Raw genomic sequence first — 20,467 nt, 5'->3', positions numbered from 1 at the left:
CCGGCCAGAGCTCCGAAGACCGCCTCCAGATGGGGTGACTCCAGGCCTCTTCTCTTCTCAAATAGCTGCCAGGCGAGCAGAGCTGGAACGCCTATATTAAATGCATTGACCCCCAACACGGACAGGCCTCCGTGCTGAAAGAAGACCGCCTGCAGAGTAAGGGCCACAAAAACGCCGATAAAGGCCCTTCGTCCCAGCAGTATGCCAGCGAGACCGTTCATGATCAGGTGCACCGATGTTGGGCCTATGGGGAAGTGGACCAGGCTGGCCACGAACAGCGCTGCAGTGATCAATGAGACCTTGGGAATCTCCTCTATCCGAATGTTTCTCATAGAGAAAACAAGCAAGATAAGAGTGAAGAGGAATCCTGCCGCCAGCATGGCCAGGGGCAGTACGCCATCTGATATATGGACCATCTATCGCCTCAATCGTTCACCCAGAAGGTGAGGTATGCGGTGGGAGCAACCTCTTCGTACTCGATCTGGTCTCCTTTCTTGTAGTTTTCAGATGGATCGTCCTTAACTGCAGTCCAGGTTCCACTTTCATCTATGGTGGCCTCAAATGCCAGCACCCATAATCCCGCTCTTCCAGTGGCAAAGCTGATGATGCCGTCCTCGCTCTCTCCGGAGATCTCGCTCTCCTGGGCATGCTGGACCACCAGGACATCCTCAGGAGAGCGGGTGATGATTGCGCTGTAGCTGCCAGGCACTGGCTTGCCGTCGTAGAGCACACGGGCCCGGAAGTCTTCACCTGATTTGAGCTGATAGGGATCGGCTTCGGGCACGATCTCCAGGCCTTTTCCGCTGGACCAGTCATAGCCCTCGCCCGACTGGTATGGCATGAGGACCCGGCCGTACTTCTCCACCAGGCTCTTTTTGCCCGCTGCTCCAAACGAGGCGGGATCAAATAAGGTTGTATCCATCTGCAGGTCCAATATATAGCAGCCAGGATCATCGAAAGCAACAGATCCCTTGAGCCCATCCTGATAGGGCTCAAAAAATAGCTCGCTCTCGCTGCCGTCTGGAGAGATCAGGCGGGCCAGAGGCAACGATTCAATCTGGGAATCAGCAGATCCTCCGTGGCCATAAGCGATCCAGAATTCGGTCTGGGAGTCGGGGCCTGTGTCTTGGGGAAACTCAGCATAGAGAGAATGAGCTGCTGCTGAGGATATCATCAATCCCAACAGTATCAACAAAGCAATCGTCCTCATAGTATCACATATACAGATATGCCTTAGTGTTAAAAAACCTTTCCATATTAGAATTAAATCATATTTTTTGTGGGAAAAAAAATGAAAAATCCGAAGGGCTCACTTCCTCACATACACCATCATATAGGTGCTGTATCTGGTTGTGTTGTATGGGACCATATCACCAACCTTGTAGTGGCCGGCACTCTCCATTGTTGCCGTCCAGGTTGCGGGCTCGTTGATATCATAGCTGGCGCTGACCTGCCATAATCCTCCCTGGCTGAAATTGACCATAAATGAGCCGTCACTTCCAGTGGATCCGGTCTGAGTGAGGGCCATGGCATTGTTGGGGAAGGCAGAGAAGGTGGCGTTCACAGGCTGGCCGTTGTATTTAGCCAGGAAGGTCACGTTCTCTCCCGCATGTATTGCATAGGGCGCTTTATCGGGATTTATGTCAAATGCTAATCCGGTATCCCAGCTGGTTTTGTTGCTCTCGTTCCCTACATTGATCGCCATTTTGGCAACGCTATAGCCGAGCCTGGGATTGCTGGGGCCGCTGCCATGCCAGGAGGGATCATAGACCGATGGAGTCCGAGCGATAGCGAAGAGGTAGTCGCCCGGCGAGGAATAGGTCATATCGCTGTAAGCATAGCCTATCCAGCCATATCCGGGAAGCCAATCTCCGGTATTCATATCCAGGTCCGTTTTCTGACCATCTGGAGCCAGCAAAAAGGCAGATTCAATTGCAGGAGAGGTTATGCCGGTTACATCATCAAGATGGCCGTAGAGAGCATACAGCCTATCGCTATCTCCTACATCCGCCTGATCCCGCGATTCCAGCCACACACTGTGGCCGCTTGCATTCATGGTCGCTGCTCCAATGAGGAGCAGTAACACAAACAAAGCCTTCTTCATGGAATTCACCAATCCTTATCAGCCTCTTTTGTTAAATACTTTTCTATTAGTAATAATGTGTGTTAAATATTTAAATATTGCAGCATGTCATACCGCTGAGGTTGTCTAGCTCTCCTTTATGCTGAATTGGATCACCTCATCGTGTCCATCCCCGGATATCACAAACATCCAGTCTCCAGCTCCCGTTCCTGGCAGGGCCATGCGGAAGAATCCAGTGGAATCGGTCTGATTTTGGGAATAAAGCGCACCGTTAAGGAAGACCTGAACCGATGCGTCTGCTGCCGGCTCGCCATCGTCATAGATCGCAGAAATCCCCAAGGTCAGGCTCTGGCCCACGAACATCCTATGCCCGGAGGCGGCCATGCTACCGGCCATCAATGTCAAAAGCAATATCAATAAAACGAGCAATCTCAAGCTGATCACCTAAAAAAAGGAATGGCTATCCTCGACTACTTCCTGACCCAGACTGAGAGGATAGTGGAGTATCTGGTGGTGTTGAATGGCACTGCGTCTCCGGTCTTGAATATATTGCTGCTGGAGTCGTAGGTTGCGGTCCACTCGCCATCGCCGATCACATCATAGTAGCAGTTGACAACCCACATGCCGGTCTGGTTGAAGTTGATGACGAAGGAGTCCTTATCATTGGTGAATCCTTTCTGCACCTTGGTAGCAGTCATCTGCGGATAAGCGGAATAAGTAGCATTGACCTGCTGATCCAGATACTTAACGGTGAAGGTTACGTTCTCCTTGTTCTTGATCTGATAGAGAGGCTTTTGGGATGATATCTCCATCGGCAGGCCGGACTTGAAGCTGGCGGAGCTATCGTTGCCGGCATTAATGACGGCCTCAGCGGCGCTGTAGGTCAGGCGAAGGGTTTTGTTGCTGTAGGAGGGGGCGCGGGGTGCGACATAGACGTAGTTGCCCGGCCAGTAGGCGACGACTGGGCTGACGCCAAAGTCTCCTGTCCAGCCGTATCCAGGAACCCATTCCCCTTCGACTTTGTTCGTATTCAACGTGATCTTCTGGCCGTCAGGGGTCATGAGATAGGAGGATTCCATAGCCGGAAGAGCAAAACCTGCCGGGTCATTGGCATGTCCGTAGAACACATAGGCGTCCTGGCTCTCGCCGACCTCTACCAAGTCCTTCACTTCAGCCCATACACCGTGGGCGCTGGCGTTCATGGTCACTGCTCCAATGAGGAGCAGGAACAGTGCTAATGTTGCTCTCGTATTAATCACCAGATAAGTAGTAACATTAATAACATATAAACTCTTCTAAAATATGATTTTATACTATTTATTTATTATATATTAACACACAAACAAGAAGCTGCTTTTATATATAATATTTACATTTATCTCATGCAATAGTAATAGAAATCTTAAAATTTTGTATTACGAAAACAATTTATAATATGATGGCAGAGTACCAGTGCGGAGTCGATACCAACACTCCATCTTTGCGAGGCTGGCATGCATCTTGCAGAGCATATATCTACGTCCATAATCGATGTATGCCTTTTAAAGGCTCATGGGTATCGAACTCTGCTCTTCTTTTTTGGCTCTTCGCTGAATTATGGGGGGTGAGTTGAGGCAGGGAATATGGCCTTTTGTTCCTCTGCGCCTCTGTGGTTGGGTCAGAGCATAGCGGTTCACCACAGAGGCAAAAAGATACAGAGAGTTTCCGATTCAAGTTCACTCATGCCAAATAGCGAGGAGCCTCTTTTTTGCTGGAGGCGGCCATGCGTCTTCTCCCATCAGGATTCGTCGGATGGCACCGCTCTGCAGGATTATAGCCTATGCTCGTCTCTGATGATGACCTTGGGCACCAGGAGCATCACACTGCAATGGCCCCACCTCTGGCACAGTCCTCGCGAGGTTCCCGCCCCAGAAGGCTTTCTCTCTTTTTCCTGCCAGAGACATTCTTCTGATATCCTCTATCTTAAAAGATAAAGCAAAGCGTCTTTGCTCGAGAAGGAGGCCCACAATCCGTCCTCCCTCTCGTGCAGCCGCCCTTCCGACCGCAGGTGATCGGCGATCTCCTCTGCTTTCCTATTGCTGAAACGATACTGTTTTTGCACCATCTCTAAAGGAAGATGATAATCTCTGGGGAATAGCATCACATCGAATTGATGTCCCATATCTTTGAGGATGTTATAGAGGCAGAGGTAGTTAGCCTGGGGCCTGGGACCATAGGCGAATTCGCTCAATGAGTCTGGGGGGCTGCCCCGAAAGACGATAAAAGTGCCCTCTCGAGCGATCTTGATCATCCTAGCCAGAAAGCCCTCTATCTCCTCGTCGAAGAGGCTGTAGGCGGCAAGGGCGTAGTCAACTTCAGGTCGGCTTATCTTCTCTAGCAATCCATTTTCATGATGATCGAACCGACCGTTCCGGCAGTTGATATTCATCTCGATCAGCTCATTGATCTCTCCCGGCCTCGCATCCTTCCATTCCTTCTCGATTATAGCGATGTTTGTCAGGCCCTCTTCTCTGGCCTTGCCAGTCAAGATCTGCAGATGATATGCCGAGGGATCGAGGGCAACAGTTGCAGTGGTTAGATGAGAGAGGGGAATGGCAAAGGCTCCCGTGCCTGCTCCGATGTCCAGGAGGGTCGAGCCGGATTTGATAAAGGATATGATCCTGTTAAGAACCTCTCCTGGATAGCCGGAGTGCTTGAGAGCCTGGTCATAGATCCCGTATCCCCTCCAGAATTGATCATTGGAGATCTTCTCCTCTCCAAGATCGTGCAGATAACTGGTCTCTCTGATGAAGCTCCTCCACTGATCGGTCCAAAAGCTCATCAGGCCCTCTTCACAGATAGAAGACTGTCCGAATTGAATATCCCACAGATGCTGGCAGACTTCACAATACTGGGAGCGCCAATTTTGTGAATCGGAGCTGATATCAACTTGCTCAGAACGCGTCTCATAAATATTTCATCTCTTTTGCTACTAATAAATATAATTATCATATAAAACTTACGATTATTCTTAAATATTCATATAAATTTTATATCAATAGATCTATTGCAGAAATAAATTAACCTTTTTAAGGTTCTATTCCAATAGGCTTATTACTAAGTAATACCATCATTTCGTTTGCGATAAAAATGGAGCAAGACCTGATGAGAATAGGCATATCATTGCCAGAGAATCTTCTTAATAAGTTCGATGAGATAATAATGAATAGGGGCTATTCCTCTCGTTCTGAGGGCGTTAGAGATGCCATAAGAAATTATATAGTCAACTTCGAATGGATGAGCGACGTGGAAGGGGAGAGGGTGGGAGTGATCACCATCCTCTACGACCATTCTCAACGGGGCCTGATGGACAATCTCACCGAGATTCAGCACGATTTCGGCAGCATAATTCAGTCCAGCCTGCATGTTCATCTGGACCAGGACATATGCCTTGAGGTCGTGGTTCTCCGAGGGGATGGTCCGGAAGTCAGGAAAGCAGCGGAGAGCATGATGGCCTTGAAGGGGGTAAAGCATGTCAAGCTGACCACTACATCCCTGGGAAAAGAACTTTAGATGGAAAGGGCAGATCTCAAATAGGATGAATCCATATCCTCAGAGGACCGAATTCACAGGAGGAACTCATATCAAAGCCTTTACCATCTTCATTCTGATCGCTTTAACGCAATCCATGTGCTTTGTATGCTCATGCAGCGAAGAATACACAGCCAACTACTGGCTGGAAAAAGGGGATGAATTCTTAAGGAACTCCACCTTCGAAATCGCCCTTGACTGCTATAATAAATCCATTGAGCTGGATAGCACCAGTGCCTCCATCTGGATAAAGAAGGGACGGGCCTTGGTCGGCCTGAACAGGTATTCAGAAGCTCTCTATGCCTACAATGAATCCATCCGCCTCGATCCCCAGCAGGCACTGGCCTGGTACAGCAAAGGACTGGCCCTGGCTAATTTGGGCCTGTACAATGAGTCGATTGCCGCTTTTGACGAGGCAATAGTTATTCAACCAGAGGTTGCCCTGTCCTGGCTCAGCAAAGGAATCAGCCTAGCCAATATGGGATTGTTCAATGAATCCCTGCAGGCCATGGATATGGCCGCATCAATGGATGGAAATCTCTCTGACGTCTGGCTCAACCGGGGCCTGGTCCTGGCAGAGCTGGACAGAGACGACGAATCTGTAGACTCTTTTCGAAGGGCAGCGCAGCTGGACAAGAGCAGTGAGGAAGCATGGCTAAACTTGGGGCTGGCCCTTATGAGCAAGGGAGACCACAGTGATGCCCTTGCTGCTTATGAGAATCTCACCGAGTTGAATCCGATCAATGCCAATGCCTGGATCAAGAAGGGTGAGGCTCTGCTCACCTTGGGAAGAGCAGCTGAATCCAGCGAGTCTTTCTACAGAGCCACCATGATCGATCCCATCAATGCCGATGCCTGGTATGGCAGGGCAATGGCTCTGCGCCTTTCCGGCAGATATAACGAATCCATTGAGGCCTATAATCGAACAGTTGAGCTGGAACCGGGGAATTCTGATGCCTGGAACGGCCTGGCGATCAGCCATGTGGAGATGGAAAGGTACAATGAATCCTTAGAGTGGTTCGATAGGGCTATCGAAATAGATCCCGATGAGATCGGATTTCAGTATAACAAGGCTCTGGCCTTAAACAAACTGGGAAACTATAGCGAAGAGGTTGCCGTTCTGAACAGGACAGTGGAGCAGCACCCTGATTGTGCCGTCTGCTGGAATAACCTGGGCCTGGCTCTGGCCAGACTGGAGCAGTATGACAGTGCCATTGAGGCTTATGATAGGGCCGTTGAGCTGAACTCCAGCTACATGGAGCCCTGGAACAATCGGGGGATCGCTATGGTGCTTGGATATGAGGATGTTGCTGGTGCCCTCCAGAGCTTTGACAGGGCCATCCAGATCGATCCCCGTTCCGTGGAGGCTTGGGTGAACAAGGCCAATGCCCTGGATATGGCCGATCGGGGACCTGAGGCCCAGGAGGCCCGGGAAAAGGCAAAGATGCTGGGCTACCAGGGGTAGTGGCAATGGAGGCTATAGCAGAGGCGCATCTTTATGGGATCGTCGTTCTTATAAAGTGTAGGAGAATCTGGAAGAATGTCCTGCTATAGCATATTCTTCTTTTTGGCTCTTCGCTGAATTATATGCGTGGGCCCAGCGGAGATTATAGCCTCTTTTTCTCTGTGGTGAACCGCGATGCTTTGACCCAACCACAGGGACGGAGAGGAAATGAGGCTAAAATTTCTGCCGGATCTCATCCACATAATTGCGAAGAGGCCAATTTATTCCTTCATCCTTTTCATCATAAAAAGAAGCATCTGAGACCTAGCCTTCCCTTAAGCTGCTCTACGTCGTCCGGTGTATTGGCCGGCAAAGGTTTTATAGGGCAGGATATCATTGCTCAATCTATGACACATGAAACCTCTGTGGGGAATCGTCTTCTACGACGTTCATTCGCTTGTTAATGAAAAAGTGCGCATTTTTGATACCACCCTTCGCGATGGAGAACAGACTCCTGGCGTCTCTCTCACCACGGATGAGAAGATCCAGATCGCCCGGCAGCTTGACAAACTCGGAGTGAATGTTATCGAGGCCGGTTTTCCCGTCTCCTCAAAGGGCGAGTTTGACAGCGTCCGCCAGATCGCCAGATCCGGCCTGCAGGCTCAGGTCTGCGGCCTCTCCCGCATAGTAAAAAAGGATGCCCAGGCCTGCCTTGACGCTGATGTGGACCTGGTCCATGTCTTTTCTCCCACCTCCGATATTCAGATCGCTCATACCATCAAGATGAGCCATGATGAGATCGTAGAGGGAGCAATGAGGACGGTGGAGCTTGTGAAGGATAACGGACGGACCTGCCTCTTCTCGGCCATGGATGCCACCCGCACATCGCCTGAGTTCCTGCATCGCATATTTAAAGCTGTGGAGGAAGTGCACTGCGATATTATAAATATACCGGATACGGTCGGAGTGGCAGTCCCCTCCTCATTCTACCGGCTGGTCAAGGACATCTGCGACGATGTCCATATGGTGGTGGATGTTCACTGCCACAACGACTTCGGCCTGGCGGTGGCCAACAGCCTGGCTGCAGTGGAAGCAGGTGCAAGGGAGGTCCAGGTCTGCGTTAACGGCCTGGGGGAGAGGGCGGGCAACGCCAACCTGGCGGAGGTGGTGATGGGCCTGCACTCCATCTACAACGCCAAGACCAGCATTAAGACCGAGTACCTGGTGGAGACCGCCAGGATGATTGAGCGGCTCACCAAGGTGAAGATACCCATAACTGCTCCTATTGTGGGTGAGAACGCCTTCTCCCATGAGTCCGGAATTCACAGCCACGGGATTATCGAGAACAGCAAGACATTCGAGCCTGGCATAATGACCCCGGAGATGGTGGGCCATAAAAGGAGGATAGTCCTGGGCAAGCATACCGGAAAGCATGCCGTGGCCAAGGTCCTGGAGGAGGCGGGTTACCGGCCGTCTAATGAGCAGCTTCAGGAGATCTTAGAGAGGATCAAGGAGCTGGGCGACAAGGGCAAGCAGGTCGGGAACATCGATCTTCAGACCATAGCCGATGTGGTCATAGGAGATGTGGCCAAAGAAAGCCAGGCGGTGGTGCTCAAGGAGGTCTCAGTGATGACCGGGAACATCATCACTCCCACCGCTACGGTTAAGGCCATGGTCAGGGGGAAGGAGAAGGTCCTGGCCAATACGGGGGTGGGCCCGGTGGATGCTGCGGTCAATGCCGTACAGGGACTATTGGATAGCGATACATCTATACACCTCTGCGACTTCCGGATCGAGGCCATATCCGGCGGTGCCGATGCTCTGGCGGAGGTGGTGATCGGGGTGGAGGATGACCGGGGCAGGAGAGTCAGCGCCCGCTCGGCACGAGAGGATATCGTCATGGCCTCGGTGGAGGCCCTGGTAAGCGCCATCAATAGATTGATGCTGCTGGAGGAGGCCGCTGCTCGCTAAATCAATGATAGGGGATGTGCAGAGATATATGCAGGGAACTACCCAAGGAAATATGCAGGGAAACGTACAGATGACATTGAGTGGGGTAATCGATTCGCATTGCCATCTGGATTTCAAGCATTTCAATAAAGATCGGGAAGCGGTGATGGAGAACGCCCGGAAGGCGGGAGTGGTCAGGATGATCAACTCCGGCGTGGACTACTCCACCAACAGCAAGTCGCTGGAGCTGGCAAAGAATTACGACTTCATCTCTGCCACCCTGGGCCTCAGCCCGAACTCAATTGACGGGAAGAACGATCCGGAAATCAAGATGATCCTGGATCAGATCGAGAGCAACGCCAGCCAGGCAGTGGGAATAGGCGAAGCAGGCCTGGATTACTACCACACTAAAGATGCTCCCAGCAGAGAACGGCAGGCAGAGATCTTCAAAAAGGTTATCGCTATAGCCGAGTCCCTGAACCTGCCCCTGGTCATCCATTCCCGGGATGCAGAACAGCCTGCTCTGGACATGGTCAAGCATCTGGACCGTGTGGTCTTCCACTGCTACAGCGGCACCCTTCCCACCATGAAAGAGGCCCAGGATAGGGGATACTACATATCTTTGGCCACAAACGTTTGCCGATCCGGACATCATCAGATCCTGGCCCGGAATGTCTCCCTCGATCATTTGCTGGTAGAGACGGACAGTCCCTTCCTCTCCCCTCGCAAGGGCAGAAATGAGCCGGCAAATGTACTGGATTCCGTCCGGCTAATCGCCAGGATAAAGGGGCTAGAGCCGCAGGAGGTGGCGGCGCAGACCGCCACTAATACCAAACGAATTTATAACATCCGTTGAAATGACCTAAAATGATTGAGACGTCCTGCATTAAGAGCCTCTGAGGCCAAGAACTCCTGAGGCCGAGACGTTCATGCGCAGGGATGAAGACTGGAAATCAGGTCATGACATCAAGAAAAGGGTCAACATGGATCGGATGACTGTGCCTTTCGAGCATATAATGAAGTATCTGGGCTCGAGAAAGGAAAAGGGAAGAAAGAGAATCGGCCTTCTGGTGGATGGGCCCAATATGCTCAGGAAGGAGTTCCAGATGGACCTGGAGGAGATCAGGGACATCCTGAAGGACTATGGCGACATCAAGATGGGCAAGGTATTCTTGAATCAGTATGCATCTGAGAAGCTGGTCGAAGCGGTGGAGAATCAGGGGTTTGAGCCGGTGATCTGCACCAGCGATGTGGATGTGAGGATGGCGGTGGAGGGTGTGGATATGATCTACAATCCAGTCATTGACACCCTGGCCCTGGTCACCCGCGATGCGGACCTGAAGCCGGTTTTAATGAAGGCCATGGAGCATGGCAAAGAGACCATAATATTTGGAGCGGAGCCTGGATTTTCTGTGGCCCTGAGAAATTCGGCCGATTATGTGATAGTGCTGCGCGATGGCCAGTATGTTACCGAGTAAAGAGTGATTCTGTGAGGTATAAGGTGCAAATGCAGTCGAATCTATCCTCTTTTTCATGGTTCGCCCGGAAAAGGCTTGCTCAGGAGAGATGGGGTGGGATTGGACCGCTCCTGGCACGGGCGGGAAGAAGAGAGGACTACAGAAATAGGGACGAATGGGGATATCCAACGGCTCCCAACGCTAGCTGGCAGGATCGCATCGGGGCCCTGATGCCCGTATCCTATTCGGGCATAATATTGCTGATCTGCATACTGGTGTTCCTGTTAAGCCTGGTAGCCCGCGGGTTCGTGTATGACTACCTGGTCCTCATTCCCCATTTTGTGGTCGAAAGGCCCTGGACGATTCTCACCCATATGTTCGTCCACTTCAGTTTCGATCACCTATTCTTCAATATGCTCTTCCTCTTCTTCTTCGGCATGGAGCTGGAGAGAAGGGTTGGGGGGAGAAAGTTCCTGCAGATCTACATACTGTCCGGCATTGTGGCTGCCCTGGCTCAGACGGTGGTCACCAGCGGTTCAATGGTGGGAATGGTGGGAGCGAGCGGCGCGTTATTCGGCGCTCTGGGATGTCTGGCCATAATCGCTCCGGAGATTCGGGTGCTCCTCTTCTTCGTGATACCGATGAGCATCCGCTGGGCAGTGGTGGTCTTTGCCCTGATAGATTTTCTCTTCATGGGCTCTGCGGATAACATCGCCCATATGGCCCATATCGCCGGGCTTTTTGTGGGGCTGGCCTTCGGGCAGATGATGAAAAATCAGCCCCAATTTTATTATAGGTAGAAAAGTCGAACGGTTGAAAATGGAAATGGGAAACAATTAAGCAATGCAGTCTGGCTGTGATCGGGCGCTGCCAGCCTGCAATCCGCTGCTGGGCCAGAGCTAGGCAATGATGCCCAGCCGCAATTTATTGTTGATTTAATTGCTCGTTTGAATCTTCCACTAGCTCGATCTCAAAGAGGCTGGGCCAGAGCTTTCCCGTCACAAAGAGTCGGCCTTCTGACGGATCATAGGCTATGCCATTCAATACATCCACCCTTCTTTTCGGGATGCCGCCCTCATCCATGATCCCGGAGAGATCTATCCTTCCAGTCACCTCGCCGGTATCCGGGGATATGATCGCTATCCAGGTGCTGGGCCAGAGGTTAGCATAGATCATGCCATTGATGTACTCCAGTTCGTTCAACCCTTTAACTGGCTCGCCATCGGCGGTGACCCTTATGCTTCCCTGCAGTGAGTAGTCACTTGGATCAAGAAAATAAAGAGCATCAGATCCATCGCTCATGATCAGCCTGGATGCGTCCGACGTAATCCCCCACCCCTCCCTCCGGTAGGAGAAGCTCCCAGTTCGGGTTAGATTCTCTTTATCCCAGACAAAGCCCTGAAAAGACCGCCAGGTCAGCTGAATTATCTTATCCTTCCAGATGGCTATGCCCTCGGCAAAGAACTCATCCTCCAGCTGGACTATATCCACAACCCTGCCTGTCTGGATATCGACCCGGCGGAGGCTGGACTGGCCGTACCCCCCAGTCCCTTCGTACAGTAGGCCATCGTCATATTCCAGGCCCTGAGTGAATGCATTTGGATCATGCGGATAGGAATTAACAATCCTATAGCTATAGGTCTTGATGGAGCTGCTGGTGAATGAATCAAGATCAACCTTATCTGCAGATGCAGAGCCTGCTGTTAGCGCTGCTGCCAAGAGAACCAAAAGCAGCAGCCTGGCCACAGGTCTTGTTTTAATATGCTTAATGCCCGCCATTCATTCAGGAGAATGGTTAGGCCAGCTTATAGATTTTGCCAAATGATTAGTGCGACAAGAATGGAAAATTCTCCGATCGCGTTCAAGGTAATAAGAGCTGAATTATCCAATGATCATCCCATTTGGACTGCATCTCGAAGCCTGGAAAACCATTTGATCTTCGATCATGAGAATTCATCGATGAATCTGAAAAGCAATGTACCGGGATTTTTGACATGATCGACAATTACATTGTTGTCTCATGCATATTCACCTGCAGTAAAAAAAAGAGATCATGCTGCATTCTTCAGCTCCTCGGCTTTGGCGAAAGCGGCATCTGATTCGGATGTGCGGCCGAGCGCCTTAAGGGCAGCGCCTTTTTTGTACCAGGCATCTGCATACTGCGGATCGATGCTGATAGCTTGATCATAGGCATTGATGGCCTCATCGTTTTTGCCCAGGTCATCGAGCGCAACGCCTTTGTTGTACCAAGCATTGGCATACTGTGGATTGATGCTGATCGCCTGATCGTAAGCCTTGATGGCCTCATCGTTTTTGCCTAGGGCCTCGAGCGCAACGCCTTTGTTGTTCCAGGCTTCGTCAAGTTTTGGATTGATGCTGATAGCTTGATCATAGGCGTTGATGGCCACATCGTTTTTGCCCAGGTCAGAGAGCGCAGCGCCTTTGTTGGACCAGGCATCGGCATCCTGCGGATCGATGCTGATCGCCTGATCGTAAGCCTGGAGAGCCTCATCGTATTTTCCCAGGTCTTTGAGTGCATTGCCTTTGTTGTACCATGCGAAGGCAAACTGCGGATCGATGCTGATCGCCTGATCGTAAGCCTGGAGAGCCTCATCGTATTTTCCCAGGTCATCAAGTACACTGCCTTTGTTGTTCCAGGCTTTGGCGCACTGCGGATCGATGCTGATCGCCTGATCGTAGGCTTGGATGGCCTCATCGTATTTGCCTAGGTCTTTGAGTGCATTGCCTTTGTTGTACCAGGCATCGGCATCCTGCGGATTGATGTCAATAGCCTGATCGAAAGCCTGGAGGGCTTCATCGTGTTTGCTCAGTTTACTGAGCGCAGCGCCTTTGTTATACCAGGCATCGGCATCCTGCGGATTGATGTCAATAGCCTGATCGTAAGCCTGGAGAGCCTCATCGTGTTTGCCTAGGTTGCCGAGTGCGACGCCTTTGTTGTACCAGGCATCGGCAAACTGCGGATTGATGTCAATAGCCTGATCGTAAGCCTGTATGGACTCATCGTACTTGCTCTGCATCGCAAAAGCATTCCCTTTCTCTAGCCATTCCGCGGCAGTCTGCTGTCCAAATGCGGGCATCACAACCGTCGCCAATAGCACCGTCAAAGCCAATATCAATTTCAGTTTCGTCTCAATCACCCACTTGGATATCCAGATTGTTGTATGATCTCTCAACAAAATAGCATTATCGGTGTTGTTGCCATACGACGATCACTACCAATCCCAAATAAACCTGGGCATCCGTCGTTGCCTTCTCTCCCAACCACTTCCATCAGCTCCGCTTACTATCTTCAGTGATGGAGATTTGGTGCCATACAAAAGGGTGCAAAGGTGGTCTAGCAGAGGAGTCCATATACTCTACAAAAAATTTAACTATGTGTTTAGTTCCCCAACTAACCTGCGGATTTTTTGCCTTTGCCAATAGCTGCCGGACCTCATCGGGTGAGCACGTAACGGGCGCACAACGCAGCAGTTCGCTCAACGTGCTATACCGCCTAGCACTTTTACGTTTACTACGTGTATAAAACTAACGCCTAACATGTTTATAACGTAAACTATCTATATACAGACTACATGTAATGCTAAGTATGCAAAGAATTAATGTCATGGTATCGGACGAAGCTTGGCAATACTTGAAGGACTTCCAGGAAACTGGTGGATATCGAAACCGCGATGAGGCCGCCAATGCGCTGTTGCTAGATCATAAGAAAATAGCTGCAAATGTTGATCAGAGGCAATAATACTCTTATGCATCAAGGAGCTTCGCTAAAATCAATATTGGAAAGCCGTGAAGCCTGATGCATTCAATTCTTGTAAGGACGTCTCTATTATGAAATTACGAGGTTTAATTAATCTGATATATATCTTTGTAGTTTTAGCATTATCCGGCTGTATTGGAAACGAAGATAATATCTCAGAAGAAAAGATTATCCGACCTCCCGGAGCAACAGATGAAGATATAATCAAGAACGAGATTAAATCAATTAGTCAAAGCGATGGACCGAGAGGTGTTGTATTATTCTTCAACGGCATGAGTGAGAAAGGCGATGTGGTTATTGATGCTAAGGCTGACGAACCATCGGATTTCGTTGATACGATAGCAGCAATTGCTATATTTGACAAACGGCTAATTGCACAAAACATCAGCGTAAATGAGTACGTAATACAATATTCGGGCATTTACATGCCAAATAAGGGAACATTCAAGATAACTTCTGCTCACCTAAATCAGATTGCTGATGACGCTAAGAATTTGGGGCTTGTTGATTCTGTGATCACCAGAATGTCCAGTGGCGATTTGGGCGAACAGTTAAAGATTCATGGTATGGCGACAGAGGAGCATTATACGCCAACCAGTGAGAAAACCGATATGTATATGGGATATGAACGTGTTCCAGATTTAACAATTCGAATTGTGAGGTAGCGTATCAGTTTTGCTGTAAAATTTTGAGTGAACGGCGGCGACGCACCCTGTTGCAAGCAGACGGGGCATCCGAGGCGTCGCCGCATAAAGATAGTACTACTCGGATCTGATTCAATCCCTAAGGTGGACACGGATGCCCTTTATCCCCGATGCAAGCATCGGGGTATTGCTATAAAACCTCTATGATTCTGTGACTCATACACGGAGCATGAGAAACCTGATTACCTGATCCTGCCTTAATATGGTCGATATGGGCAGAGAAGGCTGTTTTATTTTTTGGGACCACGATCCTGTTTTTAAAACTAGCCATCTAACCGCTCGCATACACGGATGCGTCTTAGAACGCGTATGGGAAAATGTCCCTACGAGGATTTTTGGCATCTGCCCATATCAGGCCAGGTAATAATATGATGGAGCAAAGGAATAAAGTTTGCGGAGTCGATATCCACAAGAGATTTCTGATTGCTACAATACTGTCGAGAGATGGAACCAAGATACAGAAGCGATATGGTACTGACATTGATGACTTATTCAATTTTAGGGATTGGATACTCGAAAACAACTGTGACTGCGTAGCTATCGAATCGACTGGCGTTTACTGGTATCCTGTGAATGCGGTATTGGAAAACAAGGTAGAACTGATACTGGCAAATGCACGCCAAATCAAACATACTCCAGGCAGAAAGACCGATTCCATAGATTCTGAATGGATTGCTGAGGTAGCACTTAACAATTTGATATATCCATCACGAATATTTCCGAAAGAAGAACGAGACCTCAGAAGACTAACAAGGACAAGAGAGAGTCTTGTGAAAATGAGATCTCAGATCAAGAACCAAGTTCATCAAGGACTGGAATCGTGTAGCATAAAGCTCTCATCAGTTCTTTCAGATAACTTTGGCAAATCGGGGAGACATATCCTGGACGGCTTGATCAAAGGAAAGAGCATTGATCATATCATTGAAGAAATACCTTCAAAGAGAGTCAAAAAGAACGAAGATCAGATTCGAGCTGCAATTAGAACTGGCTTGGACGAGACTCAAATATTTCTTATTCAATCTCACCTGAATACGATTGACGGTTTAACAAAGAAGCTTGACGAAATCGATTCTGAGATTAAACATAGAATCTCAAGAAGAAAAGATGATTTACAGATAGCGATGTCAGTACCAGGAATAGGGTTCAAAGCCGCTACAACCATACTCGCAGAAGTAGGAAACTACAGGGATTTCAGTACGCCAGATAAACTTGCTTCATGGTGCGGAATTGTCCCCAATGTGTACCAGTCGGCAGATAAGCTCATTACGGGAAGCATTACAAAGCACGGTTCAAAGCATATCCGCTGGATGTTGGTTCAAGTCGCTCAAGCTGCACTCAAAAAGAGGGGGTCAAAGCTCAGAAGATTCTTTCTAAGGATCAAAGCAAGAAAAGGACATAACGTGGCTGTTGTGGCTCTGGCTAGAAAGATACTCTGCATCTTGTATCATCTTTTGATGAACCAGGAAATGTATCAAGAAGACGGAGTGACGAAATCACATGCGTCTTCGGTTAGCAGATCATTCCTCACGCAATCGTTATAAATATACATTAATTTATCTCCTGAAATAGTTCATCTAATAAGATTTATATGGAATATGTGATACTATATTCAATCCAAGGGATTAGCATGCGAAAAGGGGTATCACAAATTGAGAAAGATATAGTCGAGCAAGAACTAACCAGGATGTTTGAATCCAAGTGGATTCGAGATAAAGCAAGAGAGAGCGGATTAATCGAAAGAGAAAGAAAGATTGATCCAGTGATAATGTTTTGGACTCTCGCAATCGGCTATGGTTCGCAGCTATATCGAACTCTTACAGAGCTAAAGCGCGAATACGAAGTCAGAGGAAAGGTGTCTATCTCCGATAGCAGTTGGCATGATCGTTTCACTCCGGAACTGGTAAAATTTCTCAAACTATGTGTAATTCATGGCATTGAGCATATTTCCCAAGAACCAAGTAGGGTTTTAGGTGAACGTCTAGCCACTTTTCGGGATGTAATGATACAAGATAGCACTATCATTCGACTTCATGAAAGCCTTGCCGACAAGTGGCCGGCCACTCGTTCCAAGAGAGTTGCTGCTGGCATTAAAGTATCATTTTTAACAAGCGCCATAGCCAACGGTCCCAAAAGCATTTCGATACTGCCAGAGAATACAAGCGAAGTGAAGACCTTAAAAATAGGACCTTGGGTAAAAAATATAATATTATTAGTAGATCTTGGATTTTATAAGTATCAACTTTTTAGTCGAATAGCTGAAAATGGTGGATATCTTGTCTCTCGTCTCAAGAGCAACTCTAATCCCTTGATAGTAGGCATAAATCAGGTTCGAAATTGTCGCGGCATTGATCTCAAAGGAAAATATTTAAAAGATATTAAATTAGAGAAAAGCGATGATATCTTTGATGTAAATGTGGAACTTTCATTCGATAGAAGATCCTATCGAGGGGAGAGCAAAAAAGATAGCAAGGTATTTAGATTGGTTGCTATATACAATCCAGAATCAGAAAAACACCATTTTTACTTAACTAATATACCACCTGAAACATTAAATCCTTCAGAGATTGCATCGGTATATACTGCAAGATGGGAAGTTGAACTTGTCTTTAAGGAATTGAAGAGCAGATACGAGTTGGATCATATAACGACAAAAAGCCCATATGCGATTGAAGCCTTAATCTGGATCTCGATTCTGACATTGCTGGTCAGTAGAAAAGTATACTCTATAGTGCGAAAAATGAATCCTGGCGTCAAAATGGTTCGTTTTGCTCAATTAAGATGGTGCAATATCTTTGTCCAAAATTCATCGCGACTCTTGTCAGCGATAATGGAGCATCTTGGCATCGAGCAAGATTTCTTTACAGTCTTAAATGTATACTCAAGTGAGGCACTTGATCCACATATCAATAGAGAACGATTTAGGGAGGGATTGTGGTCTTAACCGAAGACACATGGACGAAATCAAGGCAATCCAAAATTGATTGGTCTTCCGCGAGAATTGATAAGATGAGCCTGCAAACCATGATTGAGATAATTGCCAAAGCAGGATATGAAGTGAAAAAAATTGAGGAATCGGGGGGATAGCCCCCCATTCTTGATTTCCGAATGTTTCTCATGGGAAAATAAATATCAGTAACTGGAAATAGCTTGCTCTTCACGAGATAACAGCAAGCTATTTCTTCATGAGATATAATAATTGGCCCTGTATCCCCAAGTCGTCGAACTTTGGGGGGACACAGAGCTATGAATATATCCGACATAGTAGATGATTATCTATCGATCGAAAAAAAGGGTATGAAGGTGCTGATAATGGATTTTCTATGAATTTCGGCTCCGGCTCATGTTGCAGTAGGCGTGTGTTAATCGAGCATTATTCTCATTAGTTTTCCCACCTCGCCAATACTGGTCAATATGGTCAATAGTAGCATCTTCTAATAGCATTATTTTATTGCCACATAATTCGCATATGGGATTTTGGTCGAAAAGCTTCTTTTTAAAATCCTTATCAAATAGCCTAATCTCATTTTTAGGGTGACCAACGATTTTTTGAAGTGCTTCGTCCCATATTTTGAACCTATTTACAACCTTATCCACATTCGTTGTACCAGTACCACTGATACTGTTGACAAATCCTTGATTGAATTTCATTAGGTCGATAAGCTCTTCTCTAATAAAGTCGTTTAAAGACATTATTTGATTTTTCTTATACTTACTAAAACCGCACATTACAACTTCAAATATACCCATATTTACGCGTTTTTCCCATTTCCCATCTGGTTTTTCTTTATTACCAGGCACAAATCTTCTGAATGCATTTTCCCCAAAAACCGATCTTACCAGATAAATAGAATCTCTGAATTTCTGACGAAGTATATTTATATTTTCCTCGCTAATGCCTTTATTGTTCTCCATATCGTTATTTAGGTATTGTTTCATGGGCTGTTTGTACTTTAAATATGTTTGATTATAAAAGGCTAGATAATGAAGCACCATTTCCCTCTGTTGCATCCTTTTTTGGGCTTCATCTAAACCTAATAGCGATAAGAAATCTTTGTTTTCTGAAAGCTCTTTTATTAAATTGTTGTATTTCCCTCTATATATACAATTCCTTAACTCTTGGTCATTTAGCTTCACCGAACCCACATTTAATCTTTCAAATATTTCAAACTTAACGTCAGGATTTGTTTCTTTTCGAATTTCAATGGTGCGTAAAGTGGCGTCTTCAACCTTTATTTGGTTATCTTTATCAAGTGTCTTAAATAATTTCCCTTCATAATCGGAGAGTACCCTCAAATTTTTTAATTTAAATTCGTTATTAATAAATCTAAAAAATGAGCGAAGTCTCTGCTGTCCATCGATTATTGTAAATCTGCCATCTATCTCCTCTGCCAAGTAAATAACTGGGATTGGTATTTCTAGCAAGACAGATTCAACCAAGAGACTTGCTCTCTTGTCATCCCACACATAGTTTCTTTGAAATTCTGGATCAAGGTTCAGATCTCCACGTTGATATCTACGATATAATTCAAAGATGCTACGATCATTTTTATCGCTATATACTCTGCGTTTTTCTTGTGGAAGATCTAAGGGTGTTTCCTCTTCTTTAATAGGCTCAATAATCTCTTCCTCAGAAATTTCGATGAACTCATCGGCAGACAGTATATTCGCATCATCCATATCGATCATCCACTTATATTGCGGGTAAGTCAGCAGTAGATTAATAGTTTTGGATTGCCAGATTAAGGCAGCATATCTCCACGAAGGATCGAGAGGCAGCCCATCGGAAGGCGAGGGATATGAAGCTCGATAACTTAAGGATTTTTGAGGTTTAAGCCATGAATTCAGTTAATGCCCTCATCTTTCTGTTCTGATACCTAATAAGCAATCACATATGTTAATTATTTGCGGCCTTATTGTGGAATTGATTCGCTTATTGGAGGCTATGATAAATATAATGAATATATTTGTCGCATTAGGTGCAAGTTCTAGCGTTAGGTGCAAACGCGAGTTTGGATGCAAAGCTTCTCATGGCAAAAGTATATAGCTATTACGATGAAAAATTATAAGAACGACTGAAAGTCGTCAGAAAATCGATAGCTGTATACCGTGAAATTTGAGACAATAACTATTTAATTCTGGTCTGCAATTAGTATTTTATGGATAAAGGTGAAGATGATGAAGCATCCTGACCGCGTGTTCTCGTTTAAAGAGCTTGAAAGCGAGGACGATCTGGTTGAGGCCATGACCAATCACCATTGGCCCATTTGCTATGGTTTTTATTACAGTAATCATCTCTATCTGGGCGATGGAGACAGTGAGAGCGATCCCGAATATGCCGTAACCACCGTCGACAAGACGGAGGGCCACCATGGAGTCCATGGCCGCGAGGTGGGCAGGATCAAGCCTAAGGGTATGTCTGCAGATCAGGTGCGCACCTTCATCCAGGAGATTACCGAAGGCAACTACACCAGCGAGAATCCG

The 20,467-nt window shown here is 47.4% G+C and carries 19 protein-coding genes; 10 read left to right on the top strand and 9 right to left on the bottom strand.

The features are described 5' to 3' along the window. The 6 genes from BP727_RS07415 to BP727_RS07390 form a co-directional block, all read right to left on the bottom strand. On the bottom strand, positions 1-416 hold a 416-nt coding region (locus tag BP727_RS07415), incomplete at its 3' end, for a CbiM family transporter (protein WP_286858112.1). An 8-nt stretch (positions 417-424) separates the two neighbouring features. Next, positions 425-1,195, bottom strand: a complete 771-nt coding sequence (locus BP727_RS07410) for a DUF4198 domain-containing protein (RefSeq protein ID WP_013719963.1) — start codon at positions 1,193-1,195, stop codon at positions 425-427. Positions 1,196-1,309: 114 nt separating this feature from the next. Beyond that, positions 1,310-2,104, bottom strand: a complete 795-nt coding sequence (locus BP727_RS07405; protein ID WP_157863978.1) for a DUF4198 domain-containing protein — start codon at positions 2,102-2,104, stop codon at positions 1,310-1,312. A gap of 105 nt (positions 2,105-2,209) precedes the next feature. Continuing rightward, a complete protein-coding gene (locus tag BP727_RS07400) occupies positions 2,210-2,518 on the bottom strand; it encodes a hypothetical protein (RefSeq protein WP_157863790.1) in 309 nt (102 codons plus the stop codon). 35 nt (positions 2,519-2,553) lie between these two features. Then, entirely contained in the window at positions 2,554-3,342 is a 789-nt protein-coding gene (locus BP727_RS07395) for a DUF4198 domain-containing protein (protein WP_157863789.1), read from the bottom strand. A 698-nt stretch (positions 3,343-4,040) separates the two neighbouring features. Then, positions 4,041-4,904, bottom strand: a complete 864-nt coding sequence (locus tag BP727_RS07390) for a class I SAM-dependent methyltransferase (RefSeq protein ID WP_013719959.1) — start codon at positions 4,902-4,904, stop codon at positions 4,041-4,043. A 308-nt stretch (positions 4,905-5,212) separates the two neighbouring features. Here BP727_RS07390 and nikR point away from each other — a divergent pair, with 308 nt between their 5' ends. The 6 genes from nikR (at position 5,213) to BP727_RS07360 (ending at position 11,304) form a co-directional block, all read left to right on the top strand. Further along, complete coding sequence (nikR, locus tag BP727_RS07385) at positions 5,213-5,635, top strand: nickel-responsive transcriptional regulator NikR (RefSeq protein WP_273278368.1); 423 nt, start codon at positions 5,213-5,215, stop codon at positions 5,633-5,635. 25 nt (positions 5,636-5,660) lie between these two features. Further along, the gene (locus tag BP727_RS07380) at positions 5,661-7,118 is read left to right on the top strand and encodes a tetratricopeptide repeat protein (protein ID WP_273278367.1); all 1,458 of its coding nucleotides are present in this window, start codon (positions 5,661-5,663) and stop codon (positions 7,116-7,118) included. A gap of 393 nt (positions 7,119-7,511) precedes the next feature. Then, complete coding sequence (locus tag BP727_RS07375; RefSeq protein ID WP_013719956.1) at positions 7,512-9,068, top strand: 2-isopropylmalate synthase; 1,557 nt, start codon at positions 7,512-7,514, stop codon at positions 9,066-9,068. A 52-nt stretch (positions 9,069-9,120) separates the two neighbouring features. Beyond that, positions 9,121-9,903: a TatD family hydrolase gene (locus tag BP727_RS07370; protein WP_273270699.1), complete on the top strand. Its 783-nt coding sequence runs from the start codon at positions 9,121-9,123 to the stop codon at positions 9,901-9,903. A gap of 136 nt (positions 9,904-10,039) precedes the next feature. Further along, positions 10,040-10,525 carry a TIGR00288 family NYN domain-containing protein gene (locus tag BP727_RS07365; RefSeq protein WP_013719954.1) on the top strand — a complete coding sequence of 162 codons (486 nt, stop codon included), beginning with the start codon at positions 10,040-10,042 and terminating at the stop codon, positions 10,523-10,525. A gap of 29 nt (positions 10,526-10,554) precedes the next feature. Then, a complete protein-coding gene (locus BP727_RS07360; RefSeq protein ID WP_286858105.1) occupies positions 10,555-11,304 on the top strand; it encodes a rhomboid family intramembrane serine protease in 750 nt (249 codons plus the stop codon). A 124-nt stretch (positions 11,305-11,428) separates the two neighbouring features. Here the strand turns inward: BP727_RS07360 and BP727_RS07355 are convergent, their stop codons facing one another. Both BP727_RS07355 and BP727_RS07350 read right to left on the bottom strand, forming a co-directional pair. Further along, the gene (locus BP727_RS07355; protein ID WP_286858103.1) at positions 11,429-12,283 is read right to left on the bottom strand and encodes a glutaminyl-peptide cyclotransferase; all 855 of its coding nucleotides are present in this window, start codon (positions 12,281-12,283) and stop codon (positions 11,429-11,431) included. Positions 12,284-12,555: 272 nt separating this feature from the next. Continuing rightward, positions 12,556-13,662 carry a tetratricopeptide repeat protein gene (locus BP727_RS07350; protein WP_286858101.1) on the bottom strand — a complete coding sequence of 369 codons (1,107 nt, stop codon included), beginning with the start codon at positions 13,660-13,662 and terminating at the stop codon, positions 12,556-12,558. Between the two features lie 691 nt (positions 13,663-14,353). Between BP727_RS07350 and BP727_RS07345 the strand changes: the two genes are divergently transcribed. From BP727_RS07345 to BP727_RS07335, 3 genes are all read left to right on the top strand, one after another. Continuing rightward, entirely contained in the window at positions 14,354-14,947 is a 594-nt protein-coding gene (locus BP727_RS07345; RefSeq protein ID WP_286858100.1) for a hypothetical protein, read from the top strand. A 407-nt stretch (positions 14,948-15,354) separates the two neighbouring features. Beyond that, positions 15,355-16,527 carry an IS110 family transposase gene (locus BP727_RS07340; RefSeq protein WP_286858098.1) on the top strand — a complete coding sequence of 391 codons (1,173 nt, stop codon included), beginning with the start codon at positions 15,355-15,357 and terminating at the stop codon, positions 16,525-16,527. 86 nt (positions 16,528-16,613) lie between these two features. Next, positions 16,614-17,927 carry an IS4 family transposase gene (locus BP727_RS07335; RefSeq protein WP_394339409.1) on the top strand — a complete coding sequence of 438 codons (1,314 nt, stop codon included), beginning with the start codon at positions 16,614-16,616 and terminating at the stop codon, positions 17,925-17,927. 377 nt (positions 17,928-18,304) lie between these two features. On the opposite strand, the gene BP727_RS07330 is transcribed toward BP727_RS07335, so the two are convergent. Then, the gene (locus BP727_RS07330; RefSeq protein WP_286858096.1) at positions 18,305-19,663 is read right to left on the bottom strand and encodes a GmrSD restriction endonuclease domain-containing protein; all 1,359 of its coding nucleotides are present in this window, start codon (positions 19,661-19,663) and stop codon (positions 18,305-18,307) included. Between the two features lie 495 nt (positions 19,664-20,158). On the opposite strand from BP727_RS07330, the gene BP727_RS07325 reads away from it, so the two are divergent. Next, positions 20,159-20,467 (top strand): hypothetical protein (locus BP727_RS07325; RefSeq protein WP_286858095.1); only part of this gene is annotated, 309 nt, incomplete at its 3' end.

The sequence above is a fragment of the Methanosaeta sp. UBA356 genome, assembly GCF_002496465.1.
GTDB classification, from domain to species: Archaea; Halobacteriota; Methanosarcinia; order Methanotrichales; family Methanotrichaceae; genus Methanothrix; species Methanothrix soehngenii.
This window is presented reverse-complemented; position numbering and strand designations above follow the sequence as displayed.